Consider the following 25,448-nt stretch of genomic DNA (forward strand, 5'->3'; position numbering starts at 1 on the left):
GAATGAGTAGTGATGTATGCCAGCAAAAGTAGTGGTAATAGGCAGTCTGAACATGGATTTGGTCACCCGCGCGCCTCGGCTGCCGCGGGGCGGGGAAACGCTGATTGGTGAATCCTTTACCACGGTTTCCGGCGGCAAGGGCGCGAATCAGGCCGTAGCCGCCGCGCGACTCGGGGCGCAGGTGTCGATGGTTGGCTGCGTGGGCAGCGATGCCTACGGTAAGGAGCTGCGCGAAGCGCTGTTGGCCGAACGGATCGATTGTCAGGCAGTCAGTACCGTGGACGGTTCCAGTGGCGTGGCGTTGATCGTGGTCGATGACAACAGCCAGAACGCGATCGTGATCGTCGCCGGTGCCAACGGTTTGCTGACGCCAGCCGTGATCGGCTGCTTCGACTCGGTGCTGCAATCGGCCGACGTCATCATCTGCCAGTTGGAAGTGCCGGATGCGACGGTCGGCCATGCGCTCAAGCGTGGTCGAGAGCTGGGCAAGATCGTGATCCTCAACCCCGCGCCGGCCAGTCGTCCGCTTCCGGCGCACTGGTACGCGAACATCGACTATCTGATTCCTAACGAGAGCGAGGCGTCGGCACTGAGTGGCGTGTTGGTGGACTCTCGGCAATCGGCGCAATCAGCCGCTAACCGATTGATCGAGATGGGGGCCGGAAAAGTGATTGTCACGCTTGGGGCCGATGGCGCCCTGTTCAACGATGGCACGCGTTCCGAGCATTTTCCGGCGCCAGCGGTGAAGGCGGTTGACACCACCGCGGCCGGCGATACCTTCGTCGGCGGATTCGCCGCCGCGCTGGCGTCTGGCCAAAGTGAGGCTGAAGCGATTCGTTTCGGGCAGGTCGCTGCGGCGCTGTCGGTCACCCGTGCTGGTGCGCAACCCTCCATTCCCACCTTGTCCGATGTACAGGCTTTTAATACACCATGAAAAAGACACCCTTGCTCAACGTCGCGCTGTCGCGGCTGATTGCTTCGCTGGGCCACGGCGACAAAGTGGTGATCGGCGATGCGGGGTTGCCGGTGCCTCCGGGGGTCGAGCTGATTGACCTGGCCTTGACCCACGGCATTCCGGACTTCATCAGCACTTTGAACGTTGTACTCAGCGAAATGCAGGTCGAAAGCCATGTGTTGGCGCAAGAGATTCTGGAGAAAAAGCCGTCGGCGCTGGTCGCGCTGGACAAGCTGAACGCCGAGGGCGCGCTTGGCCGGCGTGAGCTGCTGAGTCATGAACAATTCAAAGTCCTCAGCCGGCAAGCCCGGGCGATCGTTCGTACCGGTGAATGCCAGCCTTACTGCAATATCGTCCTGGTCGCCGGAGTGACGTTCTGAATCGCTTGGTTTCTCTGTTTCTGTCCTGCACAAGGCATGGGTCATGTGTCGCTATACTCGGAAACTGTAACTCTTGCGTCGGAGTCTGTTGCTTTTGTCCCTGATTAACCCAAGCAGCGTTCAGGCTGTGGAAAAGATCGACTTGATCATCGATACCGACCCCGGTGCTGACGACGTGATCGCATTGTTGTTTGCGCTGGCATCGCCGGACGAACTCAATATCCATGCGTTGACCACGGTCGCTGGCAACGTTCGGCTGGACAAGACGTCACGCAACGCACGATTGGCCCGGGAGTGGGCGGGGCGCGAGGACGTGCCGGTCTACGCCGGGGCACCGACACCGCTGCAGCGAACGCCTATCCATGCCGAAGATATTCATGGCAAGGAGGGTCTGTCGGGTGTCCTCGTTTACGAACCGAAGAAAGGTTTGGCCAAGGGCGGTGCGGTCGACTTCCTGATCGACACCCTGAAGGCAGCCAGGCCCCACAGCATCACCATCGCCATGCTGGGGCCGCAGACCAACCTGGCGCTCGCGCTGATCCAGGAGCCCGAAATCGTCCAGGGCATCAAGGACGTCGTGATCATGGGCGGTGCGCATTTCAATGGCGGCAACATCACACCTGTCGCGGAATTCAACCTGTTCGCCGATCCACACGCTGCCGAGGTTGTACTCAAAAGTGGCGCAAGGCTGACTTACCTGCCGCTGGATGTGACCCACAAGATTCTCACCAGTGATGCGCGACTGCAGCAGATCGCGGCGCTGGACAACAATGCCAGCAAACTGGTCGGCGATATTCTGAGTGAGTACATCAAGGGCGACATGGAGTACTTCGGTATCCCGGGTGGCCCCGTGCATGACGCTACGGTCATTGCTTACCTGCTCAAGCCGGAGCTGTTCAGCGGTCGCCATGTCAACGTAGTGGTCGACAGTCGCGAGGGGCCGACCTTCGGTCAAACCATTGTCGACTGGCATAACGGCCTCGGGGCGCCGAAGAATGCGTTCTGGGTGGACAGCGGCGACGCCCAGGGATTCTTCGATCTGCTGACCGAACGCTTGGCCCGCCTGAAGTAACCCTTACGAGCGTTCGGAATGTCCGCCGCCCTGATGGGGCGGGTATTTCTCGAAAATCTGTTGGATAAAGGATTGGGCAGCTTCGGTGCCCAGTTCCTTGACCAGTAAATCGATACCGATGATTGCGAGCTCTTCCGGGCTGCCGGGGCTATAAGAGCTGTGGCCCTCTGACCACTTGGCGTTAATGGCGGCGTCGATGCTTACGGTGGTCATTGTGGTGCTCGTGCGGTCGGGAGGGTCTGAGTGCCGAGTTAACCATTTTGCAAGACTTTTGGCACTCCAACTTAGGCATCAATGGAGGGCTATGCGACACTTGGTCTTTAACGACTTTTCAAGGACTGCGCTGTGCAGATCGATTTGAACACGCCTGATGGCTTGACCCTTGAGGCGGTGCGTCAGCTGCTGGCTGCCGCCAGCGATGATGAGCACACCCAGTTGCGGGTGACCAAGGGCGGTATCGCCTATATTTCATCGGGTGTCGTGGGCGGCACCGATATCGACGGGTTGCTGTTTCGCCTGGAGACTTGGGCCAAGGGTTCTGGTTATGTCGGACGGGTCGCGGCCAGTGACGAGGTCTGGGTCATGCAAATCTTCAATGCGCTGAAGCAGAACTGGCCGAAGCCGGCATTCGATTACATCGACGTCTACTGACCCGTTCATATTCAGTCACGATTAAGGCATGAAGGGCAGGGCAATGCTCAGGCAAACTTGCCGTTTGTCTGCGGCGGCGGCCTTGTTGCCAGAACGCTCGATGAACCAAGCGCCGGATTGGCGGTCGCACAAATTCAGCTTAACTATTGAAAAAGGAGGCTTCATGCCTTGGAAGCTCGCGTCATTGGGTGCTCTGTTGGCCGTTGCCACGCTGGCCGGTTGCAGCACTGCCGCTACCGATTCGGCAACTGACCCTGTCACGACGACTGACACAGGTCACAGCCGTTGCGAAGCGAAAGCGGCCGAATTCACCCTGGGCAAAACGGCTTCGGCTGAACTGCTGGAGCAGGCGCGCAAGCGTGCAGGCGCACAGAATGCGCGGTTCCTGTCGCCAAATGACATGGTGACCCTGGAGTATCGCTCCGATCGTCTCAACCTGAGCACCGACGCCAATAAAGTCGTGACTCGCGTGAACTGCGGCTGATCGCCAACTTTTGCGTTATCCATAAAAAACCCCGTCACATGGACGGGGTTTTTTAGTGCGCCTGGAAATTACTCTGGGCGAACTTGAGCAGCTTGCATACCCTTTTGGCCTTTCTCAGCCACGAAGGAAACGGTTTGGCCTTCTTTCAGGCTTTTGAAACCGTCGCTTTCGATAGCTTTGAAGTGTACGAACAGGTCGTCACCGCCACCTTGAGGAGTGATGAAGCCGAAGCCTTTTTCATCGTTGAACCATTTAACGGTGCCGGTTTGGCGATTAGACATGGTGTATCTCCAAGAAACATATATTTTCAGTAGTACTGTGCTGCTCAGGCCAACTGGGCACACCGGGGTATCATAGTCGAAATGTTCGCTTTGGGAGCCCCCCACGGGTGCTGTTTGCCCTGCAGTCGCACATTCTTTGTTGGCTGATATCGCTGAAAGCCCTGATTTAAAAGGCTTTCAGCCGAAAGTAAAGGTGATAAAAAAAGCTGTAAAACCTGCATAAAATGTCCGAAAAAGCGATTTTCAGGGGCTGTTTGCTGGCTGAAAATGCCTTTTTGAAGCTTGAACGGGCTTATTTTTGCGTCGGATTGGTGGCCTTGCACTTGGCAATCTGGGTAAGGGCTTGCTGTTGCAGTTCATTGCTGGCCTTGTTGTCCATCAGGGCCTGTAGATCTTTGGCGGGGTACGATTTGATTGCATCGGCACCGCAAGCACAGTGGGCCTTGGCCGCAGCGTCGCCGATCCTTTGTGCGGCCGCAGGGACGCACTGAGCCATGTATTTATCGCGCGCGCCTTTGGGCCATTCAGCGTGGGCGGCCAGCGGCAACAGCAGGACGATGGGTGCGACTACAGCGAATAAACGATTCAGACGCATGCCGAGGATGCTCCTTTGTGGGTCGATGACTTAATGTTCGAGGGGTAAAGCGGGGATCAAGTTCAGCACTCTGGCATAAAAACGTAAGATTTACCCTGTTGGTAAAGCTCTGCACCGCGACGACCATTCATCTGTGCTAGCATGCCTGGCTCGGGCATTTGCAGGCTCCGGTCGACCTTCAGTCCCGGTCGCGGCAGGCGCACGAATAACCCTGATTTGAATCCCAGTCACTCTGGTTCGGTTTTCCGGTTGGCCGCAAGGCTCCTGCCGCTGTAAGGCAGGCGTTCGTCAGTGAACGGCCTGGATCGGATCTTGTACTGGCTCATCCCAACCCACGTGACCTTTGGTAGGGGTCACCACTAGGAGAGGAGGCGCCATGCCAACTATTACTCTTCCCGACGGCAGTCAACGTTCATTCGATCACCCGGTATCCATCGCCGAGGTCGCAGCATCCATTGGTGCGGGCCTGGCCAAGGCCACGGTGGCCGGTAAGGTCAATGGCAAGCTGGCCGATGCCAGCGACATCATCGACAGCGACGCAACGCTACAAATCATTACGCCAAAGGATGAAGAGGGGCTGGAGATCATTCGCCACTCTTGCGCCCACTTGGTCGGCCACGCGGTCAAGCAGCTGTATCCAACCGCCAAAATGGTGATTGGCCCGGTCATTGACGAAGGCTTCTATTACGACATCGCCTTCGAGCGTCCTTTCACTCCGGACGACCTGGCCGCCATCGAACAGCGCATGCAGCAGCTGATCGAAAAAGATTACGATGTCATCAAGAAAGTCACTCCGCGCGCCGAAGTGATCGAAGTGTTCAAGGCTCGCGGTGAAGACTACAAGCTGCGTCTGGTCGAGGACATGCCGAACGAACAGGCAATGGGCCTGTACTATCACGAAGAATACGTCGACATGTGCCGCGGTCCGCACGTGCCGAACACCCGTTTCCTGAAATCATTCAAGCTGACCAAGTTGTCCGGCGCCTACTGGCGTGGCGATGCCAAGAACGAGCAGTTGCAGCGCGTTTACGGCACCGCATGGGCTGACAAAAAACAGCTGGCGGCGTACATCCAGCGTATTGAAGAAGCTGAAAAGCGCGATCACCGCAAGATCGGCAAGCGTCTGGGCCTGTTCCACACCCAGGAAGAAGCGCCAGGCATGGTGTTCTGGCACCCGAACGGCTGGACGCTGTACCAGGTGCTCGAGCAGTACATGCGCAAGGTTCAACGCGACAATGGTTACCTGGAGATCAAGACTCCCCAGGTCGTTGACCGCAGCCTGTGGGAAAAGTCCGGGCACTGGGCCAACTACGCCGAAAACATGTTCACCACGCAGTCGGAAAACCGCGACTACGCCATCAAGCCAATGAACTGCCCTTGCCATGTGCAGGTGTTCAACCAGGGCCTGAAGAGCTACCGCGAGTTGCCAATGCGTCTGGCCGAGTTCGGTGCCTGCCACCGTAACGAGCCATCGGGTGCCCTTCACGGCATTATGCGCGTTCGTGCGTTCACTCAGGACGACGCCCACATCTTCTGCACCGAAGAGCAGATGCAGGCCGAATCCGCAGCGTTCATCAAACTGACCATGGACGTTTACGCCGACTTCGGCTTTAAAGATGTCGAGATGAAACTGTCCACTCGTCCGGAAAAGCGCGTCGGTTCCGACGAGTTGTGGGATCGCGCCGAAGCTGCATTGGCTGCAGCCCTTGATAGCGCAGGCTTGCCGTACGATCTGCAGCCCGGTGAAGGTGCGTTCTACGGTCCGAAGATCGAATTCTCTCTGAAAGATTGCCTGGGTCGTGTCTGGCAGTGTGGTACCCTGCAGCTCGATTTTAACCTGCCAGTCCGACTGGGTGCCGAATTCGTCTCCGAAGACAACAGCCGCAAGCATCCGGTGATGTTGCATCGGGCGATCCTGGGTTCCTTCGAGCGTTTCGTCGGAATTTTGATCGAGCACTACGAGGGTGCATTCCCTGCGTGGCTGGCGCCGACTCAGGCAGTGATCATGAATATCACTGATAAACAGGCAGATTTTGCCGCCGAGGTCGAAAAAACTCTCAACGAAAGCGGGTTTCGTGCCAAGTCTGACTTGAGAAATGAAAAGATCGGCTTTAAAATCCGCGAGCATACCTTGCTCAAGGTTCCCTATCTCTTGGTTATCGGAGATCGGGAAGTCGAGATGCAGACTGTCGCTGTGCGTACTCGCGAAGGTGCTGACCTGGGCTCGATGCCCGTCGCCCAGTTTGCTGAGTTCCTCGCGCAAGCGGTTTCCCGGCGTGGTCGCCAAGATTCGGAGTAATTATTATTAAGCGTGAAATGAGACAAGATAAACGAGCTGCACCGAAAGCCCCGATCAACGAGAATATCTCGGCACGCGAGGTTCGGTTAATTGGGGCTGAAGGCGAGCAGCTTGGGATTGTGTCAATTGAAGACGCGCTTCTTAAGGCTGAAGAGGCCAAACTGGATCTGGTGGAAATTTCCGCCGATGCAGTACCCCCTGTTTGCAAACTGATGGACTACGGCAAGTCGATCTTCGAAAAGAAGAAGCAGGTTGCTGCGGCCAAGAAAAACCAGAAGCAGATTCAGGTTAAAGAAATCAAGTTTCGTCCAGGGACGGAGGAAGGGGATTACCAGGTAAAACTGCGCAACCTGGTACGTTTCCTGAGTGACGGGGACAGGGCCAAGGTATCCTTGCGATTCCGCGGCCGTGAGATGGCCCACCAGGAGCTGGGGATGGAACTCCTCAAGCGAGTTGAAGGTGACTTGCTCGAGTACGGTTCGGTCGAACAGCATCCTAAGATGGAAGGACGCCAGCTGATCATGGTCATCGCCCCGAAAAAGAAGAAGTAATCAACAGGGCACGGCAGGCCTTCTGATTATGTTTATCAACTGAATGCGGAGTATCCGAACATGCCAAAAATGAAGACCAAAAGTGGTGCTGCTAAGCGGTTTCTGAAAACTGCTAACGGTATCAAGCACAAGCACGCTTTCAAGAGCCACATCCTGACCAAAATGTCGACCAAGCGTAAGCGTCAACTGCGCGGTAGCAGCTTGCTGCATCCGTCTGACGTGGCAAAAGTCGAGCGCATGCTGCGCCTTCGTTAATTTTAGTCAAGAATAGAGGAAGTAACTCATGGCTCGTGTAAAGCGTGGCGTCATTGCCCGTAAACGTCACAAAAAAATTCTGAAACTTGCTAAAGGCTACTACGGCGCTCGCTCGCGCGTATTCCGTGTTGCCAAGCAAGCGGTAATCAAGGCAGGCCAATACGCCTACCGTGACCGTCGTCAGAAAAAACGTCAGTTCCGCGCTCTGTGGATCGCTCGTATCAACGCTGGTGCTCGTATCAACGGTCTGTCCTACAGCCGTTTCATCGCCGGCCTGAAAAAAGCGTCCATCGAGATCGACCGTAAGGTTCTGGCTGATCTGGCAGTGAACGAAAAAGCGGCGTTTGCTGCGATTGTCGAGAAAGCTAAAGCCACCTTGGCTTAAGTACCCCCGACAGTCACCCGGTCTCACCTCTGTGGGGCCAGGTGTTAAACGTCATAAATAGGGGAAGAGCCTTCAAGCTCTTCCCCTATTTTGTATCTGGAGTCTGTACATGGAAAACCTGGATGCGCTCGTCTCGCAAGCTCTAGAGGCTGTGCAAAGCGCTGAAGATATCAATGCCCTGGAGCAAATCCGGGTTCACTACCTTGGCAAAAAGGGTGAATTGACTCAGGTGATGAAGACCCTGGGGAATTTGCCGGCAGAAGAGCGTCCGCAAGTCGGTGCGCTGATCAACGTTGCCAAGGAGCGTGTCACAGACGTTCTCAATGCGCGCAAGGCATTGTTTGAAGAGGCCGATCTGGCCACCAAACTCGCAGCCGAGTCCATTGACGTGACCTTGCCTGGCCGTGGTCAGACCTCTGGTGGTCTGCATCCGGTTACTCGCACTCTGGAACGCATCGAGCAGTTCTTTACCCATATTGGCTACGGTATTGCCGAAGGCCCTGAGGTCGAAGACGACTACCACAACTTTGAAGCGCTCAACATCCCAGGCCATCACCCGGCCCGGTCGATGCATGACACCTTCTATTTCAATGCCAACATGTTGCTGCGCACCCATACCTCGCCGGTACAGGTCCGCACCATGGAATCCAAGCAGCCGCCGATCCGCATCGTCTGCCCTGGTCGTGTGTATCGAAGCGACTCGGATATCACCCATTCGCCGATGTTCCACCAGGTCGAAGGCCTGCTGGTCGATCGCGACATCAATTTCGCCGACCTCAAAGGCACCATCGAAGAGTTCCTGCGCGTGTTCTTCGAAAAAGAACTGGCCGTGCGATTCCGCCCTTCTTACTTCCCGTTCACCGAGCCATCCGCCGAAGTCGACATGGAATGCGTGATGTGCAGCGGTAAAGGCTGCCGTGTCTGCAAGCAGACAGGCTGGCTGGAAGTGATGGGCTGCGGCATGGTTCATCCGAACGTGCTGCGCATGTCCGGGATCGACCCGGAAGAGTTCTCGGGCTTTGCCTTCGGCATGGGCGTTGAGCGTCTGGCCATGCTGCGTTACGGCGTGAACGACTTGCGTCTGTTCTTCGACAACGACTTGCGGTTCCTCGCGCAATTTCGCTAGTCGTAACGAATTCTTAGGAGAGCAGGATGAAATTCAGTGAACAATGGCTGCGTGGCTGGGTAAGCCCGCAGGTAAGTCGTGACGAGCTGGTTGCTCGTCTGTCGATGGCCGGTCTTGAGGTCGATAGCGTCACGCCGGCCGCCGGTGTATTCAGCGGCGTCATCGTGGGCGAGGTGCTGAGCACCGAACAGCACCCGGACGCCGACAAACTGCGTGTTTGCCAGGTCAGTAATGGTTCGGAGACGTTTCAGGTCGTTTGTGGTGCGCCAAACGTACGCCCGGGCCTGAAGATTCCGTTCGCCACCATCGGTGCCGAGCTGCCGGGCGATTTCAAAATCAAGAAAGCCAAGCTGCGTGGCGTTGAATCCAACGGCATGCTGTGCTCCCAGGCCGAACTGCAAGTCGGAGAAGGCAACGACGGCTTGATGGAATTGCCTGTCGATGCGCCTGTAGGCCAGGACATTCGTGAGTATCTGAACCTGGACGACAGCAGCATCGAGGTCGACCTGACCCCGAACCGCGGCGACTGCCTGTCCCTGGCGGGCCTTGCTCGCGAAGTCGGCGCGCTGTACGCCGCCCAGGTCACTCGCCCCGTAGTGGCTGCGGTCCCAGCGGCGCATGATGAAGTGCGCTCGGTTGAAGTGCTGGCACCTGCCGCCTGCCCGCGTTACCTGGGGCGTGTCATCCGTAACGTCGACCTGTCCCGGCCTACGCCGCTGTGGATGGTTGAGCGCCTGCGTCGCTCCGAGGTGCGCAGCATCGACGCTGCTGTCGATATCACCAACTACGTCATGTTGGAGTTGGGTCAGCCGTTGCACGCCTTCGACCTCGCCGAAATCAACGGCGGCATCCGCGTGCGGATGGCCGAAGAGGGTGAAAAGCTGGTTCTTCTCGATGGACAGGAAGTCAGCCTGCGTAGCGATACGCTGGTGATTGCCGACCATACCCGTGCGCTGGCAATTGCCGGTGTCATGGGTGGTGAGCACAGTGGTGTCAACACTGCGACCACTCGCGACATATTCCTGGAAAGCGCGTTCTTCGATCAGATCGCTGTCGCTGGCAAGGCCCGTTCCTATGGCCTGCACACCGACGCGTCGCACCGCTATGAGCGTGGTGTGGACTGGCAACTGGCCCGTGAAGCCATGGAGCGCGCCACTGGCCTGCTGCTGGAAATCACCGGTGGCGAAGCGGGTCCGATCATCGAAACCGTCAGCGAGCAGCACCTGCCGTCGATCGCGCCGGTGACCCTGCGTAGCCAACGCATTGCCCAGATGTTGGGGATGGAAATGGATTCGGCCGAAGTCGAGCGTCTGCTCAGTGCTTTAGGCCTGGGAATTACCGCCGACGGAGCAGGGCAGTGGCGCGTAGAAGTGCCAAGCCATCGTTTCGACATCAGCCTGGAAGTCGACCTGATCGAAGAGCTGGCTCGTTTGTACGGCTATAACCGCCTGCCGGTTCGTTACCCGCAAGCGCGTCTGGCGCCGCAAGCCAAGGCTGAAGCCCGTAGCGATCTGCCCGAACTGCGCCGACTGCTGGTAGCTCGTGGTTATCAGGAAGCGATCACCTACAGTTTCATCGATCCGAAACAGTTCGAGTTGTTTAATCCGGGTGTTGAACCGCTGCTGCTGGCCAATCCGATTTCGAACGACATGGCTGCGATGCGTTCGTCCTTGTGGCCTGGCCTGATCAAGGCGCTGCAGCACAACCTGAACCGTCAGCAAGACCGTGTACGTCTTTTTGAAAGCGGCCTGCGCTTTGTCGGTCAACTTGAAGGCTTGAAGCAAGAGCCAATGCTCGCGGGTGTGGTTTGCGGTAGCCGTCTGCCTGAAGGCTGGGCGCAAGGTCGCGACACCGTGGACTTCTTCGACGTCAAGGCTGACGTGGAAGCGGTGTTGGGCTTTGCCGGTGCGCTGGACGCGTTCACGTTCGTGCCGGGCAAGCACTCAGCATTGCACCCGGGTCAAACTGCGCGTATCGAGCGTGAGGGGCGTCTGGTCGGTTTTGTCGGCGCGATCCACCCTGAATTATCGAAAACGCTTGGGCTGGACCGTCCCGTGTTCGTTTTCGAACTGGTTCTGGCAGAGGTCGCCTCGGGCAAAATGCCTAAATTCCAGGAGTTATCGCGTTTTCCTGAAGTGCGTCGTGACTTGGCATTGATTGCGGACAAAGACGTTGCAGCTGCGGCTGTGCTGGACGTAATCCGTGAAAATGCAGGCGAATGGCTGACAGACCTCAGGCTATTTGACGTGTATCAGGGTAAAGGCATTGATCCTGATAGAAAAAGCCTCGCAGTTGGCTTGACCTGGCAGCATCCATCGCGCACTCTTAATGACGATGAGGTGAATTCTGCGACGCAAAACATCCTCACCTCGCTCGAACAAAGGTTGAACGCCACGTTAAGGAAGTGACGTATGGGGGCTTTGACGAAAGCTGAGATGGCGGAACGTCTGTATGAAGAGCTGGGCCTGAACAAGCGGGAAGCCAAGGAATTGGTCGAACTGTTTTTCGAGGAAATCAGGCACGCTCTTGAAGACAACGAACAAGTCAAGTTGTCCGGTTTCGGCAATTTTGATCTTCGGGACAAACGCCAGCGGCCTGGCCGCAATCCGAAAACGGGAGAAGAAATCCCGATCACGGCTCGCCGTGTGGTCACCTTTCGTCCAGGGCAGAAGTTGAAGGCCCGAGTTGAGGCTTATGCTGGAACCAAGTCATAACGACGAGCTACCCGTCATCCCAGGCAAACGCTACTTCACCATCGGTGAAGTCAGCGAGCTATGTGCGGTAAAACCGCACGTGCTGCGCTATTGGGAGCAGGAGTTTCCTCAACTCAACCCCGTCAAACGCCGCGGAAACCGCCGGTATTATCAGCGTCAGGACGTGCTGATGATCCGGCAGATCCGAGCGCTTCTTTACGATCAAGGATTCACCATCGGCGGCGCACGCCTGCGTTTGTCCGGTGATGAAGCCAAAGACGACACCACGCAATACAAACAAATGATTCGCCAGATGATCGCTGAGCTGGAAGATGTTCTGGTGGTCCTCAAGAAGTAAATTCCTGCTTTTAAATACTTCCAGTTTTCAAAAGCTTGCGATATATTCTTGAGCGTTCCTCGAGATGAGGAACAGGTCTCACGCCTAGTCGGGGCGTAGCGCAGTCCGGTAGCGCACTAGCATGGGGTGCTAGGGGTCGAGTGTTCGAATCACTCCGTCCCGACCATATTTTTCAATGACTTAGCCCAATTTTTCAGATTGGGCTTTTTCATACCTGGAAAATTACTCCCACATTTACTCCCACGGATATCTTGGATCTCGGTAGCTAAACCATCTGAGAGGCGTTCGAGTCTCGTGTCTCCGGGTAGTAGCCCGTACCAATGCAAGAACCTGAAGATGCGAAGACGTTCGTAAATGGGTTGCTGATCTGGACATTCCGCGAGGCAAGCTTCGGGTGATGGCTATAGGTAGCGCGGGGCTCTCTGTTGCTGGCGAGGTGATCCGGACATTCGCTCATACTCCGGTAGAGTCATCGGATAGCTGACCTCAAGCTGCGTGCTGTTCCCGTTCAATCTCGTCAGGCCCACGATCTCTTTCCAAAGGCTGATCAACAGCGCGGGCGGGTAGCAAGCGGCCCCCGCCAGTGATTCGAGTGGCTGGAGACACGATGCAGGGCGCGACTGGGTTCAGTCCGCAGTCGGTTGCATGGCCGTATCAGCAGCGGGGGGCGTGACACGCGCTTTTCGCTCCCCACTATTTCGTCGAGCTTGTCCGCGTTGGCGCGATGCTTGCTGCTTCGCATGCATCGCCTGAGAGGCGGTAACTGTGCCGACTGCTTGACCGCTCAAATCCAAGCGCGCCGCATTCTCGACCATGCTCGCCCAATAACGGGTTCCCCGGCACCACGTAGAGATGCCCAATTTGAGCTGTTCGCGGGTTATTCCGAGTAGCTCCAGATGCTGCTCAGCATCCTTGAGAATCCCCTCCTTGAGCGGAACCTTGGGGACAGGATTGACAGGAAATGCCAATGGAAAATGCTTCTGCAATGGCCAGATCGCATCCACTGCTGGATCCTGGTTACGAGTCTTTACATGCGGTGAAGGCATGCGTTTGGGGTGTGTCGTACTACCGGTTTTTTCCTGTTCTGTTTTAGCTCGCAGGCGGTCGCGTAGTTCAGCTAGCTGTTCAAAGCCCATCGTTCAAATCACTGCTTGGAGGTTGGTTGCGTAGCGCAAGGATATGGCATGCAGCACGTGGGTGCAGCTTAAACAGGAACAATCGCCGCTGGTTAGTGAAGGCACGTTGATTGATGCTGGCCGATTGCAGCTGGTGGCGCAGGTCACGTTGGGGGTGGATTCTGCTGGTCAAGGCTACCAACTCCGTCTCCCGCCGCTCCAAGCCAGATTTGAAATCAAAAAAGGCTCTACAAGGCCCATCACAGCTCGTGTTTTAATTCTTGCCTGGTGAAAGGCAGCGCATGTGAGAGGGGCGGATGGACAAGCATCAAGGAAGTGAGATAGCGACAGAAGCCCCTGATGATGGGCATGAGGCCGATAGCCAGGATGGTCAGGTCGAGACAATTCTGAATTACTGGCGCACCGTCTGGACTGATCTCAGTCGCACTGATGAGGTTATTGCGCAAGGCCCGAGCTTCGTCCTTTGGTATTCCGATACGAACGGGCTCGAGAATCCAGGCGCCTTCTTTTCTGTTGACGCTATCGACCAGCTGATTCCGGCTGAGGAAATACGTCAAATGCTGCGCGAGCAGCTGGCCGCGATTGATCATTCGCGCGAGATGGCTGTGGTTCTGGTATTGAAAGATCTACCCGTAGCCAGTGCAGCACTGGGAGTGATACCCAAGACAGCGGTGCGCAAGCCGCAGACCTGGTTCGAGATGGCCAAGATCCGAAGGGCGTCTGTCGCAGACAAAGTTTGGATTACGCTTCGTGCTAGCTCGGTGCTCAGCAAAGAAGGTGAGTATGGTCGCGAAGGCTACCTCGAAGAGTATTTCGGGGTCGGCTCGGTGATGTTTGATCTTGGGTACCGAGAACAGATCAGCGAGTTGGACTGGGGTGACCTCGGTGGGAACACCTTTATCGGTGGCGAGGTAACGGAGTACGTCTGGCCAGAGCGTAATGGATCGGCGAATGTCGCTGATGCCGGCGGGTCTTTAGAAGATACTAAGCCGGCTGAGGTCGGGCAGGGCAAGCCACTTGTTTCTTTCCGCGTGCCTTTTACAAATGTGAATCTCGCCTTACGTGTGCAGGCAGCGGAGCCTGAGCCCGCAGAGCCGGCAGCCTTGGTAACCCCACCTGAACCTGTTGAGCGGGCAGAGCCTGAGAAAATCACGACCTACCATTGGGCAGGTGATTGGGGTAGCCACCGTGGGGATGCGATAGGCACCGGGCTTGTGATTGAGCAGAGTTTTGACGGTGAAGCGCCCACTGAGTGGCATTTGCATCAGGACTTCGTCATTTCTTTAGGCTTGCAGCGCCAGGGTGACATCTGGCTGCGACCCATTGAGGGCTTTCAGGAGGTCGTGAGGTTGGTGCGCGACGAGCGTGATCGTCCTGTTCGGCTGGATGTGCGTACCGAGCATCTTCGTGACTACCTGAAGGCACGGGGGATGTATCTGCTGATTTCGAGCTACCGGAGCCGCCGGCAAATCGTGGCGGATGCCTCCCATGTCAAATGGGCTTTGGCGGCTGTGGAGGAGGTGAAAGATGGGGGCAAGTGGGAGGGCGTCAACCGTGCAATTCACGAAGGCGGGATGCCCTACGGTTCCTCTACGGGTGTTTTCCACGCTTCTCGCACAGACATTGACGAGGATGACGAAGTCCCCGTCCTGGGGCTCCCAGACGATGATTCCGTGGTTTCGAAAACATGGTCGATCCAGCACCAAGGAAGAAAGCTGTACGACCTGAGTGGTTCGCTTTGGAAAACTGAAGTCGTAGAGCCAGGGAGGGTCAGTGAGCGAGTACAAGGGGAGTCCCCGCTCGCCAAGGTGGACTTTGCCGTGGATGGCTCAGGGGAGCGTCTGAATGGTGATGAACTGGAACACTGTGGCCGTTGGCTGTGGTTCCGGCCAAACGTTACGGCTCTTCTTGGGAGCTATCGTGGATCTTCACTGAGATGGTTTACCCGAGACACCGGTGTCATCGGCATCTCATCCGGACACAGCGTCCATTTTGGTCTTAATGATCTGGGTCTGATCAACGTGTATGCCAAGGACATCGGGCAGCTTCCACTGTGGCAGCAGCGCGTATGGGCTGGGGCAAACCTAGTGCCAGATGGTGGCGTGTCAGCGGAGCTGTTGGCATCGCAGGCTAATGCCAAGCCGGCATCCACTAAAGCTCCAGAAATGCAGATGCGCTCGGTCTATGACGATCTCAACGCTGCATTTCAAAAACTAGCTGGTAAGAAGTTATTTGGCGAACATCACGCTCTGGATGAGATCTTCCGCCGGATTCACCGCTTCCGGGCTCTTGAAAAAACAGGAGTGCTCGAATTGGCCAAAGATTTGGCCAGGGTGACGGTAGAGTCCTTGGATGGAGACGCCTTGTCATTGCTCGCGCCCACTCCCAAGGGCATGAAGCCTGGCTCGGTCAAGCACTTGGAGGCTGCATTGCAAAAGGGGGTGACCCTTGAGCAGGCGAGGGCATTGACCAAGGTGTTGGTGGGTATCATTGAGCTCAGACAGGCAGACGCTCATTTACCTTCTTCCGGGTTCGCCAAGGCATTTGATCTGGTTGACGTTGATCAGCAGGCTGACCCCGTCATGCAAGGTCGTCAGATGCTGGTGTCGCTGGTTGAGTCTTTGGCTCAAATGAGCGAGGTGTTCTCTCAGCTCCCTCGCAAGGACAAGTGAGGCCCTGAGACCATTGTTATGAAAGGGGAGAGCATTTTGGCTCTCCTCGAACAAGCTTGGCCTCAGAGGTCGATATTGCCAAACTCTTCGTAGTGGTCGATCAACCGCAGTCGGTAGGTCTCATAGCCCTCTGCAAGGATGTCTTGGCCGTTGTACTTTCCATTCAGGAAGAAGGTCATCACGGCCCTCTGTGCTTCATCAACATCCCGATCCTCGATCTTGAGCAAGTACTTCGCAATGTAAATCCGGCAGATGTTCTGGAGTAGCAGCGCTACAACGCCCGCTACCTGCAGGGACACCTCAGGGTTTTCCGCAATGTCGAGCTTAATCGAGCCTGAATGCGCAATTGCATTCGAAGCTTGTTCAACCATTTTAGCCGGTTCGGAGCCTTGTCATTAGGATTTTCCGGATACATGCCGCCGTCCTTCAAGAAGGCTGTGAGCTTAGCGAGCGCCGACTCATTCGCAACGTTTGCCAGGCGGGGCATTATGTCATTGATAAGATCCTGGCTTACACCTGCTGTTTCCAGATGAGCCTTGAAGGCCTGCGCTGCAGCCTTGACCTTCGCTTTTTCTTCCTCGGTATAGCGATTGGTGTAAGAGGCGCTAAACCATTGGGTGTTCAACCCGTCGAGCGCCGCCGATCCCATCGCGATCTTCACGGCGACATTGCCGCTCGTCATTGCCAGCATCACCGCTTCCATCGCTTCTCCGGCACCAGCTGCTTGTAAGGCTGGAAGTAATGACCAATCGATCACCGGATGAGTGCGGAAAAAGTTATTACTGGTTAGAGCCAAACCAGCTGAAACAGGCAGATAGGGTTCAACATCGTTTCCTACCCGCACATGGCGACCGGTGAGAAGCGAAAGGGTGACAGACAGGTCGTAGGCTCCATCCACCCATGGATTGTCGGGCAGGAGCACGGAAGCTTGATCTAACCCTTCGTGCTCAGCCACAGCAGCCGTTACGCTCCAAGAACCAGGACTGGCTGGTTCTTCAGTGACTGTGTTCTTGAACCCGGACGATTTGAAAACGCCACCAAATACGAGCCGTTGTGACCGGGCAAAGTCGGCCTCAATGAGCTCCTTGCTGACGGTGATTCGGTAGGGGCCAATTGTAAACCCTCCCTCAGAGGAGAGGTGGTGCTCTAAGTTGAAGACGTCTCGAAATCCGTTCTGCTCGACGCTGATGTTTTCCCCTTGAATAACGTGTGGTGTCAGCGCGCTTCTGACTATTGCTCAAGAATTGGATGGCCGTTGAAATCGAAGCCTGGCAGCGCCCGCTCTAGATAGCTCAGAGTCTGGATTTGAAGTCGGGCTTTCGCTTCAGGTAGGCACTCCAGCATGTCGGGCTTGGTCGGTGTTCGGCCAAGTTTTTTTTCTTGGATGGCTTTGCTCAAAAATCCGCGGAGTCGGAATGCCATCTGTGTGGGGGCAAGCCGCGCAAACACGGAATTGCGTACGATAAATGTGGGGAAAGCCTCGCGGTACGCGTCTACGAGCCCAATCCATCGGGGGTCATTGTATTCGCGGCCCACAATGGCCTTTGCCAATCGATGCGCCTCGTACAAAGGCTCTCGGCTTTTTTCCCAAGCCCGATGGCTTTCTTCCATCTCGACCGCATGCTCATTTAACTGCTCAACAGTCCATTCCTCAATCCAACTGATCACTTCCTGTGCTTCGGTTATGAGCGCTGGAGCATTCATGATGATTCCTACATCGATTGCGAGGAGCGCTGCTCCGCGCAGGTATTCTTCATCCTCTTCCTGAGGATTTTTCTGAAAGGCTGCAAGCTTCATCTGAAGCGCCTTGCTGACGGCCTGTAAAGCGTTCAACCAATGTTCCTTTTGAATATGTGGATCTTGAGCCAGCCTTACCGTGTCGCTTTCCAGGTTGGGGCGACAGGCTCTGGTCGGCGTGCGTTTACCCCCAGCTGGGTATTGATCTTGTCGAAATTCATGCGCGCTTGTTCCTCCAAGTTTGCAAACGCCCCATTGGGCAAAATCTTGGCGTCGCGGAGCGATTCGATATATCCGTATGCTCTGCCAAACAACAGCACGAGGCTTTCAAGGTCGGTAGCCGTACCTATGAAATCGATGAGTTCATAGGCCTTTACCAGGCGCTGGTTGTGTACGGTGTCAATCATTGTTGTTTCCTTGAGTAAGCTCAGCGATGGAAGCTGGATTCCATCACGACGTGGCAATACAGATGCTGGGTCGGGTGGCTTGATCGAGGGCTATTTCACTACTGAAAGTGAACTTTTGGATGGATGAGTAGCAAATTGCCCCTCTAACGGTTGCAATTTCATCTCGTCAGGACTCGTAGTAGAGGTGTGGGAGCAGTCCAAAACTCGTATTTGGCTTGCCCCTTCCGGGTCGGCTGTCGTGAACCAAGCCCGGTCATGCTGCCCGGTCTCGATCCTCCGGGCTTCCATCCTCACGCCTGCGCGCTCCGCTTGCATCGGCCAGTCGAGCTGATCCACTTAGTTGCCCTGCCGCGCTGCTAGCTCCCACGACTTGATGTTAGGCCAAGGCAGAGTGCTGTAATTAAACAGCCTCCAGTCCCGCACGTGCCGCTGCGAGCGCGGCTGTTTCCTCATAGAGTTGGCGTACCACTACATTGAGCAAGTCGGCGAAGGTTTCGGCGTAGAATTTTGGTTCAGTTTTGAATGGATGGCCCATTGAAGCCTTGTTGACTCCGAGGTGTTCAGCTTGATCCGTGAGCCGCTTGAATGACTTCATCACACCGCTACCCGTCGTGCTTGGGTACTGGAACACCTCAGCATGCCCGGTTTTGACCAGCGCGTTCATGATGGTGGCGGCGTCGAAGGAGACGCCGTGATCCGCGATTAGGGATTTGAGTGTTTTGGCTTGCATGCAGAGCTTCCGTGCAATTCAGTGATGGCGCTAGGCCATGGATGGTCTTCTTTTCTTCATGCTTTTACAACCCACCCTTCGTCGACTGGCGCGGCGTGGAAGGGGGGGAGCGGGCAGAATTCACGCTGATTGTATTTTTGCTCGTCGGCCCCATAAAACTCCCCGGGCCGCAGTGCCAAGAGCGTCATCCTGGCAAGTGGAACAGGGGTAGCCGGTAGCAATGGCACTCCACTGACACGGGAGTCTCGTGGACTAAGGAATTCTCGAAATAGCCAGCCAATGTGGGATGAGTTCTCCCCACGGCGGCAAGTACCTATTGAGATAGAAAACAGTTTTTAATAGGTACCGAGCCTTCAGGCGTATCGGGATAGCGTTACGGATGAATGCTGATCTTGTGATACCTACAGATGCTGAATATCCCAACCGTGTTCATGCAGCTGCGCGCAGTTGGCATCAAACTCTTCTCCCTCACCAAGCGTCCGCCTACTAATCGCCAAACAAAGCAAGTGGGTCGGGCGGGTCATGGCCACATACATAGCAAGCAAGCGCTGGATGATCCGCTTTCCGGGCTTGGCACCGCCATGGCTTTTCTGCCCAGAAGCCCAAGGCAAAAGGCTACCGATGAAGTGCCCGTGGTTATAGGTTTCGAGCACAAGCGTCGCAGTGTGGGTTTGTCCTTTGCTCGAATGAATAGAGCCGAGCTTGATGTCTACCACGCCAGTGTCGTGAGTGCTTCTGAAGGTATTCACAGCAAGTTGTACAGCGCCCTCCTGCACGACCTCTGAACTTTCCGGCACCCACGCTAGGTACTCCTGCGCCGACTCAGACTGTTCATGCGCTCCCGCTAGGACTGATGCCAAATTCCAAAAGCGCCGAGCGAGGGATGACCAACTGTCGGCACTGATGGAATTTGACGTGAACAGCAGCTCGACTACCAGCTGCTGGTAGCTGGTCAGGTCTTCCGAACTGGTAAGCAGTTGCTGAACTTGGACGTGTTGTCGACTTCCCACTTTGATCTTGGTGGTGAGATTGGTGAGGTTCACCAGGTGGAGAATGCCCTTGGCGATCTCTTCGGCACCGTGGTGAGCGGTATCGCTCTTGACGAGGTTGCGCTTCGCTTGACGAACTCGTTCGATCAGCGTCGGCGGGCGGTACACCCCCAGACCTGCGCTACGATCGTAGCCCTCCCAATAATGCCCGACAGTCTTTGGAAAATGGATTGGGTCAGCGTCGGCGGGATTGACGTCTTTATGGGTATAGCCGAGGGCAGTGACTGTCGCGTTGCCGTGTAGGTCAGGGGGGAGCTCTTGGAGAACCAGGCGCCCATAGGCGTCCAGTACCCCGCTACAGTCACCGTCAGGAAAAACAAAAATGGTGTGGCGAAGTGGCCCTGTCGCTTCTACGTTGCGCCGCCCGGAAAGCCGGTCAGCCACGGGATAAAATGCAAAGGGGTTTGCCAGCGCCGCGATCGACTCATCGAAGCGAAAGCTGCTGGAGATGTCGACTGCTCTGCTTCGATCCGGAAAGTCGCTGCCATTGGTGTGGAGGTCTGATTCGAAAATAGCTTGGTTGGAATCGCCAACTCGTGTCACGCATATCCCGGAGTTGTCGCGGGGGAAAATGGCGCTCAGGTATTGGTTCTGCATCGCCGAGGTATCCTGCATCTCGTCGACGAAGACGCATGGGAAGCGATGCCTCAATCCCTCAGCTACGCCTGGCCGCTCAGCCAACTGAGCACTGCCCAACACGAAAATTTCGTCGTAACAAAAGTAGCCTCGTTTGGCTGCCTCACCGACTGCCTTCGCCATGATTTGGTAGCTTTGAGTACCTGGCCCGCACGGAAGGTTACCTCTGGCGACCTTAATTATGGGGTTGGCAAAGTCTGCTGTGGCTAAGCGCAGTGCTGTGGTGTCAAACGTTCTACGGGCCAAGAAATTGCGTATAAACCTTCTCTCCTCCGCTGACATACACCTGGAGCGCATCCGGTGAGTCAGTTCATCATCGATCGCGGTGAAACGATGCTGAGCGGAGAGTAGCCACGGCGTGGCAAGAAAGCGCCTGACGAACCCGTGAATCGTGTCGATGTAATGGGGGTAGCTCAGCAGTCGCCGGCCAACCTCAGTGTTCCCTAGGCGCTCCTCGATTTCATGGCGAGCGACGTTGGTGTGAGATAACACGCAAATCCCGCGTGTACGGCTTTTCCATTTGCGCGCAAGAATCGCGAGCTTGGCGACAACTAGCGTGGTCTTCCCGCTTCCCGGGCACGCCGATACGTCGAGGGTTTCTCGCGATCGAAGAAATGCCAGGCGCTGCTCATCCAGACCTTCAAGCTCCATGAGCCCTGAGACCCAGTCAATGTCTTCGTCAGTGATTTCAGGCACAAGGGCGCGAAACGCGATCATGGCATGTCTCTCTGCGGCAGCGAGGGGTGCTGCTCGGGGGCTAATTCCAACCGAGACGTTACATAGGTGATCGCCTCAACGAGGTAGCTGGGGAGTATCTCCCGCACGCTCTCGGGAGCCACTGATGTTCCCTCATAGCGTTGTTCCAGAATATCCACGAGGTACTGAGCCGCGATTGCCTTGGAGGCTACCTTGCGGTGGAAGAGGGCATAGATGGTGGAACTGATTTGCTCTGGGGACATGCCAGAATTGTTAAGGTTTTCATATTCAGCCACGGCCTGCTCGATCACTTCATCATGTTGTTCCCGACCAGCGTGAATTGCATCATCCTTCGCAGCCAGGCGCGCGGCGGTCAGGACCTCGCGTGCCATGCCGCCGAAAGCCAGATCATATTCCAGTGTCCATTGCCCGGCCACGAACGTTTTTACGTTCTGCTCGTCGTTCGCTTTACGCAAGCGGCAACGCTCATTCAAGCCAAGACGCTGGCTCTCATCATCTGCTCCGAAGTCACGGATCGCTCGCCACTTACGACTTCTGGATTCCCACTTCGGGTCGTCATCATTTTCCACCAGGCCCAGAATCTGTGGTGCGCAATCTGGCATGACGTCCATGTCCGAGATACAGGCTACAGGGATGTTCAGGACGCCACTTTCTGGGTTCGCACGTTGAAGGATACGAGCATAGCGGCCGAGACCAACCCCTCCGACGTTAACCACCGAGACTCCATGGCGGGTCAAGTCTCGTCCGAGCAGCTTCGCGAGCGCCGGCAACAGGATGGCCTCAGCATCTCCCTCGACGATGAGCACGCCACGTGCAAAGAACAGATTCGCCTTGGTCACGTCCAGGAAACGAGCAAGGAACCGATAGTCTCCTTGGCCTAGCTTCGTGTGCTGCTTACCGAGTGAATAGGCCTTGCGACCGTTCATGAGCACAAGATTGTCCAGAGCAATTTTGGAGCTGAGGTTGGGACTATGGGTAGTGAGGATGACCTGTACAGGGCGCGTCTCGCTTTCCTGGCTGACCTCTGCGTCAGTCGTCTCGCGATTGCCAGATGGCTCAACTGACGGGGCTGCTGAGCCAACGTTCCACGGGAGTGCGTCTTCCACATTCTCATTGTTCACCAGCGGTTGCACTACAGCGGGTGAGCCGACTCTGGGCTTTGCTGCAGCCGTCAAAAACTCCATCAGGCGCAACTGGCGCTGTGGATGGAGATGGGCCTCAGGCTCCTCGATGAGTAGCAACGGCAGACCATCAGGCTCTTTGCCCAGCAAGAGCAACTCGCACGCCATGAACAGCAGGTTGTTGGAGCCCAGTCCGTACTCCCCACGAGCCTCTTGTGACCCTTGGTCGAGCAAGCTCAGCTCCATGCGTTCCAGAATCTGCCTGAGGCGAGCAGACTCTGAACTCCCGTCGACGAAATTGATGCGTCCGTGTAACTCATCCCCTTCAAGCGAAAGGTGAGACAGGTAGTTGTCGTTAACTGACTCTTGTGCAGCAGCTACACCTGGGTGCAGGTTCACCAAATGCCGTAAGTACCCGGCCAACCCGGTGAGGCTCAGCGATGCGGGATTTTCCAAGGGGCGATCGATATCGAATCCACTACCGCCCTTGATGCTTGGGAAGTTTTTGAGCACCTGCGACAGTCGTGATCCACGTCCCGGAGACATTTCCCGCGTGGCGTCGCGAAGGGGGCGCAGGTAGGCAGCAGCCAGCAGTTGCCGGACGTTGGTGTCGATGCTTGGGCCACCGCCGCTGTGGCCACTGCGCACGGCAATATCAACCCAGCGACGTGCCAGGACGTCGTCCGAGAGTCTTCGAGCTGTCCAGTGAATGTAAGCGACTGCAGCGCCACCATTGAACGTGACGTACTCGGACAGCGCCCCCTGATCAGCGACGGACAAGTCTGCAAACTTTGCTACGATTGTGATCTGGGTCGCCTGAGGCCCTTCGACTGGGATGTGAAAGTCTTCGGGCTGCAGCCGTAGGTACTCTCCGTCACGCGTTTGGAGAACGAATCTCAGGGCATCGATGACCGATGATTTACCCGCGTCGTTTTCCCCCACCAGGGCAGTGACGCCCTTGTTGAATTCGATGAATAGGTTGTTTGGCTCGGCGCCAAACTGACGGAAATTCTGAATTTTGAGTGCTGACAAATACATCCATGTGTCCTGTCATAAAGGCCTGCAGTGCAGTAGGCGGGTTAGTCAATAATACTGGAAACCGAGCAAGCAACTTGCTTGTCGGCGAGATTCAGGTGGGCAGTTGCAAATCCAGTTCTGTATCGATAATCTCTGAGTTGCGCAAGGTAGGCGTACCTCACCCGTCAGTGAAAGCTGGAAACGGCACTACCTGTAACAGCACGATCTCCTAGGCCATGATTTTTTGCGGCCCCAGTAAGACGTAGGCGGGTGGCGTTGATCATGGGGTTGGAGAAAATTATGAGCACTCTGTCCTCGCTCCCCGAGCGTATCAGCTTCAGCAACACCCTCCCTAAGACTATCCAAGGGATCAAGAAAAGAGCCAAGAAGATTGGCGTGCCTGGCCAAAAGCACACCGAGGCGCTCGATATCGTTGCGCGCGAGATGGGCTATCGCGACTACCGTCAGGCACAGCAGGCATTGGCATCTAGTGAAGGGTTCTCAGAAGTAAACCAAACCGGGTACCCAGTCTTCCTCTGCGCTTACTGGCGGAACACGGATACCACTCCTCGCTCGGCGGGTTGTGAGACGCTGAGAGTCTACCTGCCTCGTCCGATGAACGATTTTGTGTCGAAGCATCAGGCAATGTATGCGCGCAATCTTGAGGGATTCCGGCAGGAAGCACCCGATCACCTGGAAATGATCTCCAACACGAGCAGCCAAGCCCGGGCGTGGGAGCTGCTGGTGCGCGCAGCGCTTTCGCTCCAATTCATGGAGATGAGTGGGCTGCGCCCGGCAACCTCTCAAAAGCAGTTGCAAGCCCTTGAGCAGCTTGAAGGCTTTCCATCGAAGGATCACGTTTCGCTGTGGATCGACCCAACGTCGGGCATGTGGGTCGCGCTCGACGAGCCTTACGGCCATGTGAATAACGAGCCGATGGTGAAAGCGCGCACCGCTTGGATTACGCATAACACTCTGCATCTGACCAAGCCAGCTTGGGCAGGTCTGTACTACCCAAATCACGCGGTACCGCATCTGGTATCCCCTTCAGAGCACTTGCTACGCAAAACCACCGTAGCACTTGAAGGGCTGTCGCCTATTGCGGTAGTGCCGTCCGAGGAACAGCCGTGGGGTGGCACGTCTGAGCCCTACAGCTCGCAGTTCATCAGCCCGGAAAGGTTGGCCAGTGGCATTGCGCGGCGGGCTCGACCTGGCACCACCTACGGCTTCAGCAAAGGTGCAGTCGAATATCATCGTGAAGCTGGATACCCATCGCTCTGGCGTCCAGAGACGCCACTGAGCCAGGCAGATCACAGAAAGGTTGGTGCTGAGCTTCAGTGTCTGATGATCTCGCCCATGCCCTTCAAGGCCTATCAGAAGATCCGCACTTGGTGCTCTACCCTCGAAAACTGGATGTACTCGGAATACCGGGGCGGTGACCGCAACCAGGACTTCGACATTACCTACTACGGCGGGGAACCTTCCGTATACCCCACGGAGCCGGAACAACTCTCCGCCCTGAAGCGTATTCGAACGATCATCATCAATGGGTACGTGGAATGCAAGCCACGTAGAGACCTGCTGAAGGGCCTCGACATCGCTACGGCAATCATCGAAGGGCAGGCCACTTAGGTCTCCTCTTGCAAACTGTCAAACCAGCCTTCTATCGCCATACCAGCAGAATTATGGCGGTAGATGACCTTCGCAATACCACAAGGAGCCGGAGGCCAGTGTCCTTGGCAGTGCAGGATGGCTCGATCTAGATGGAGCAGTTCTGACGGCACAAGTGCTGTGCGCGAAGAGGCAGAATCTCAGCATTCGTTCAGTCAGTGAGATAGCTCTCTTCCATGTCAGGATGCGTCTCAAATCTTTCCGTTCCAAGGTAGATCAGGCCTACTTCCTTCGGAAGCGCATCCAACCTCTCAACCGTTTTGTTAATTCGTGCGCACTGCTCGGAGTTGACATAGAAACGATGGTTGTTTAACCAGTTACGATGGTCATGGTAGTTATCTAGCGTCGCTGCTTCCAAACCAGCAATATGATTTTCGATTAACTTACGGCTAACTGGACTTGCCCCTACAAAACCGGACACCAACTCCCTGTTAAATTGATGCTGCCGCCAAGCGCCTGAACTCCCTCGG

At 56.0% G+C, this 25,448-nt stretch carries 27 protein-coding genes and 1 tRNA gene; 16 read left to right on the forward strand and 12 right to left on the reverse strand.

Annotated features, from left to right (window positions below; all coding sequences use genetic code 11):
- Positions 1 to 16: 16 nt before the first annotated feature.
- From rbsK to AC1Q6D_RS31320, 3 genes are all read left to right on the forward strand, one after another.
- A complete protein-coding gene (gene rbsK / locus AC1Q6D_RS31310; RefSeq protein WP_103406215.1) occupies positions 17 to 934 on the forward strand; it encodes a ribokinase in 918 nt (305 codons plus the stop codon).
- Entirely contained in the window at positions 931 to 1,335 is a 405-nt protein-coding gene (rbsD, locus tag AC1Q6D_RS31315; RefSeq protein ID WP_047531171.1) for a D-ribose pyranase, read from the forward strand. Before rbsK ends, rbsD begins: the two co-directional genes overlap by 4 nt.
- 73 nt (positions 1,336 to 1,408) lie before the next feature.
- Entirely contained in the window at positions 1,409 to 2,407 is a 999-nt protein-coding gene (locus tag AC1Q6D_RS31320; protein WP_256590378.1) for a nucleoside hydrolase, read from the forward strand.
- A gap of 3 nt (positions 2,408 to 2,410) precedes the next feature.
- Here the strand turns inward: AC1Q6D_RS31320 and AC1Q6D_RS31325 are convergent, their stop codons facing one another.
- Positions 2,411 to 2,620, reverse strand: a complete 210-nt coding sequence (locus tag AC1Q6D_RS31325) for a hypothetical protein (RefSeq protein ID WP_047531169.1) — start codon at positions 2,618 to 2,620, stop codon at positions 2,411 to 2,413.
- Positions 2,621 to 2,752: 132 nt separating this feature from the next.
- Between AC1Q6D_RS31325 and AC1Q6D_RS31330 the strand changes: the two genes are divergently transcribed.
- Complete coding sequence (locus AC1Q6D_RS31330; protein WP_047531168.1) at positions 2,753 to 3,058, forward strand: hypothetical protein; 306 nt, start codon at positions 2,753 to 2,755, stop codon at positions 3,056 to 3,058.
- A gap of 163 nt (positions 3,059 to 3,221) precedes the next feature.
- The gene (locus AC1Q6D_RS31335) at positions 3,222 to 3,542 is read left to right on the forward strand and encodes an I78 family peptidase inhibitor (protein ID WP_047531166.1); all 321 of its coding nucleotides are present in this window, start codon (positions 3,222 to 3,224) and stop codon (positions 3,540 to 3,542) included.
- A 68-nt stretch (positions 3,543 to 3,610) separates the two neighbouring features.
- Here AC1Q6D_RS31335 and AC1Q6D_RS31340 read toward each other — a convergent pair whose 3' ends face one another.
- Both AC1Q6D_RS31340 and AC1Q6D_RS31345 read right to left on the reverse strand, forming a co-directional pair.
- Positions 3,611 to 3,823 carry a cold-shock protein gene (locus AC1Q6D_RS31340; RefSeq protein WP_003179963.1) on the reverse strand — a complete coding sequence of 71 codons (213 nt, stop codon included), beginning with the start codon at positions 3,821 to 3,823 and terminating at the stop codon, positions 3,611 to 3,613.
- Positions 3,824 to 4,115: 292 nt separating this feature from the next.
- Positions 4,116 to 4,418 carry a hypothetical protein gene (locus AC1Q6D_RS31345; protein ID WP_103406217.1) on the reverse strand — a complete coding sequence of 101 codons (303 nt, stop codon included), beginning with the start codon at positions 4,416 to 4,418 and terminating at the stop codon, positions 4,116 to 4,118.
- A 376-nt stretch (positions 4,419 to 4,794) separates the two neighbouring features.
- Between AC1Q6D_RS31345 and thrS the strand changes: the two genes are divergently transcribed.
- The 9 genes from thrS to AC1Q6D_RS31390 all read left to right on the forward strand — a co-directional run bounded on the left by thrS (position 4,795) and on the right by AC1Q6D_RS31390 (position 12,251).
- Entirely contained in the window at positions 4,795 to 6,717 is a 1,923-nt protein-coding gene (gene thrS / locus AC1Q6D_RS31350) for a threonine--tRNA ligase (protein WP_103406218.1), read from the forward strand.
- On the forward strand, positions 6,717 to 7,268 hold the full coding sequence (gene infC / locus AC1Q6D_RS31355; RefSeq protein ID WP_172668659.1) for a translation initiation factor IF-3: 552 nt from the start codon (positions 6,717 to 6,719) through the stop codon (positions 7,266 to 7,268). The genes thrS and infC overlap by 1 nt, the downstream gene beginning before the upstream one ends.
- A gap of 60 nt (positions 7,269 to 7,328) precedes the next feature.
- Entirely contained in the window at positions 7,329 to 7,523 is a 195-nt protein-coding gene (gene rpmI / locus AC1Q6D_RS31360) for a 50S ribosomal protein L35 (protein ID WP_002553160.1), read from the forward strand.
- Positions 7,524 to 7,551: 28 nt separating this feature from the next.
- Positions 7,552 to 7,908 carry a 50S ribosomal protein L20 gene (rplT, locus tag AC1Q6D_RS31365; RefSeq protein WP_007905879.1) on the forward strand — a complete coding sequence of 119 codons (357 nt, stop codon included), beginning with the start codon at positions 7,552 to 7,554 and terminating at the stop codon, positions 7,906 to 7,908.
- 109 nt (positions 7,909 to 8,017) lie between these two features.
- Positions 8,018 to 9,034 carry a phenylalanine--tRNA ligase subunit alpha gene (gene pheS, locus AC1Q6D_RS31370; RefSeq protein ID WP_047531155.1) on the forward strand — a complete coding sequence of 339 codons (1,017 nt, stop codon included), beginning with the start codon at positions 8,018 to 8,020 and terminating at the stop codon, positions 9,032 to 9,034.
- A gap of 26 nt (positions 9,035 to 9,060) precedes the next feature.
- Entirely contained in the window at positions 9,061 to 11,442 is a 2,382-nt protein-coding gene (gene pheT / locus AC1Q6D_RS31375) for a phenylalanine--tRNA ligase subunit beta (protein WP_103406219.1), read from the forward strand.
- A gap of 3 nt (positions 11,443 to 11,445) precedes the next feature.
- On the forward strand, positions 11,446 to 11,748 hold the full coding sequence (gene ihfA / locus AC1Q6D_RS31380) for an integration host factor subunit alpha (RefSeq protein ID WP_002553164.1): 303 nt from the start codon (positions 11,446 to 11,448) through the stop codon (positions 11,746 to 11,748).
- Complete coding sequence (locus AC1Q6D_RS31385; RefSeq protein WP_003179985.1) at positions 11,729 to 12,085, forward strand: MerR family transcriptional regulator; 357 nt, start codon at positions 11,729 to 11,731, stop codon at positions 12,083 to 12,085. The genes ihfA and AC1Q6D_RS31385 overlap by 20 nt, the downstream gene beginning before the upstream one ends.
- Before the next feature lie 89 nt (positions 12,086 to 12,174).
- Positions 12,175 to 12,251, forward strand: a tRNA-Pro gene (locus AC1Q6D_RS31390).
- A gap of 460 nt (positions 12,252 to 12,711) precedes the next feature.
- On the opposite strand, the gene AC1Q6D_RS31395 is transcribed toward AC1Q6D_RS31390, so the two are convergent.
- The gene (locus tag AC1Q6D_RS31395; protein WP_103406220.1) at positions 12,712 to 13,221 is read right to left on the reverse strand and encodes a ProQ/FinO family protein; all 510 of its coding nucleotides are present in this window, start codon (positions 13,219 to 13,221) and stop codon (positions 12,712 to 12,714) included.
- A 296-nt stretch (positions 13,222 to 13,517) separates the two neighbouring features.
- On the opposite strand from AC1Q6D_RS31395, the gene AC1Q6D_RS31400 reads away from it, so the two are divergent.
- Complete coding sequence (locus AC1Q6D_RS31400) at positions 13,518 to 15,893, forward strand: hypothetical protein (protein ID WP_103406222.1); 2,376 nt, start codon at positions 13,518 to 13,520, stop codon at positions 15,891 to 15,893.
- Between the two features lie 62 nt (positions 15,894 to 15,955).
- Here the strand turns inward: AC1Q6D_RS31400 and AC1Q6D_RS31405 are convergent, their stop codons facing one another.
- The 7 genes from AC1Q6D_RS31405 to AC1Q6D_RS31435 form a co-directional block, all read right to left on the reverse strand.
- A complete protein-coding gene (locus tag AC1Q6D_RS31405; protein ID WP_103406223.1) occupies positions 15,956 to 16,192 on the reverse strand; it encodes a hypothetical protein in 237 nt (78 codons plus the stop codon).
- Entirely contained in the window at positions 16,177 to 16,848 is a 672-nt protein-coding gene (locus tag AC1Q6D_RS31410) for a hypothetical protein (protein ID WP_146041523.1), read from the reverse strand. Before AC1Q6D_RS31410 ends, AC1Q6D_RS31405 begins: the two co-directional genes overlap by 16 nt.
- Positions 16,849 to 17,123: 275 nt before the next feature.
- The gene (locus tag AC1Q6D_RS31415; RefSeq protein WP_103406225.1) at positions 17,124 to 17,726 is read right to left on the reverse strand and encodes a hypothetical protein; all 603 of its coding nucleotides are present in this window, start codon (positions 17,724 to 17,726) and stop codon (positions 17,124 to 17,126) included.
- Positions 17,727 to 17,764: 38 nt separating this feature from the next.
- On the reverse strand, positions 17,765 to 18,037 hold the full coding sequence (locus AC1Q6D_RS31420) for a hypothetical protein (RefSeq protein WP_103406226.1): 273 nt from the start codon (positions 18,035 to 18,037) through the stop codon (positions 17,765 to 17,767).
- 400 nt (positions 18,038 to 18,437) lie between these two features.
- The gene (locus AC1Q6D_RS31425; RefSeq protein WP_103406227.1) at positions 18,438 to 18,767 is read right to left on the reverse strand and encodes a hypothetical protein; all 330 of its coding nucleotides are present in this window, start codon (positions 18,765 to 18,767) and stop codon (positions 18,438 to 18,440) included.
- Positions 18,768 to 19,168: 401 nt separating this feature from the next.
- Entirely contained in the window at positions 19,169 to 21,169 is a 2,001-nt protein-coding gene (locus AC1Q6D_RS31430) for a UvrD-helicase domain-containing protein (RefSeq protein WP_103406228.1), read from the reverse strand.
- A complete protein-coding gene (locus AC1Q6D_RS31435; RefSeq protein WP_103406229.1) occupies positions 21,166 to 23,328 on the reverse strand; it encodes an ATP-dependent nuclease in 2,163 nt (720 codons plus the stop codon). Before AC1Q6D_RS31435 ends, AC1Q6D_RS31430 begins: the two co-directional genes overlap by 4 nt.
- Positions 23,329 to 23,607: 279 nt before the next feature.
- Between AC1Q6D_RS31435 and AC1Q6D_RS31440 the strand changes: the two genes are divergently transcribed.
- Positions 23,608 to 24,939 (forward strand): DUF5623 domain-containing protein, encoded by a 1,332-nt coding sequence (locus AC1Q6D_RS31440; protein ID WP_256590379.1) that lies wholly within the window; start codon positions 23,608 to 23,610, stop codon positions 24,937 to 24,939.
- Positions 24,940 to 25,129: 190 nt separating this feature from the next.
- Here AC1Q6D_RS31440 and AC1Q6D_RS31445 read toward each other — a convergent pair.
- Positions 25,130 to 25,448: hypothetical protein (locus AC1Q6D_RS31445; RefSeq protein WP_256590380.1), on the reverse strand; the 319-nt coding region annotated here is incomplete at its 5' end.

Source organism: Pseudomonas sp. MT92 (assembly GCF_058792515.1).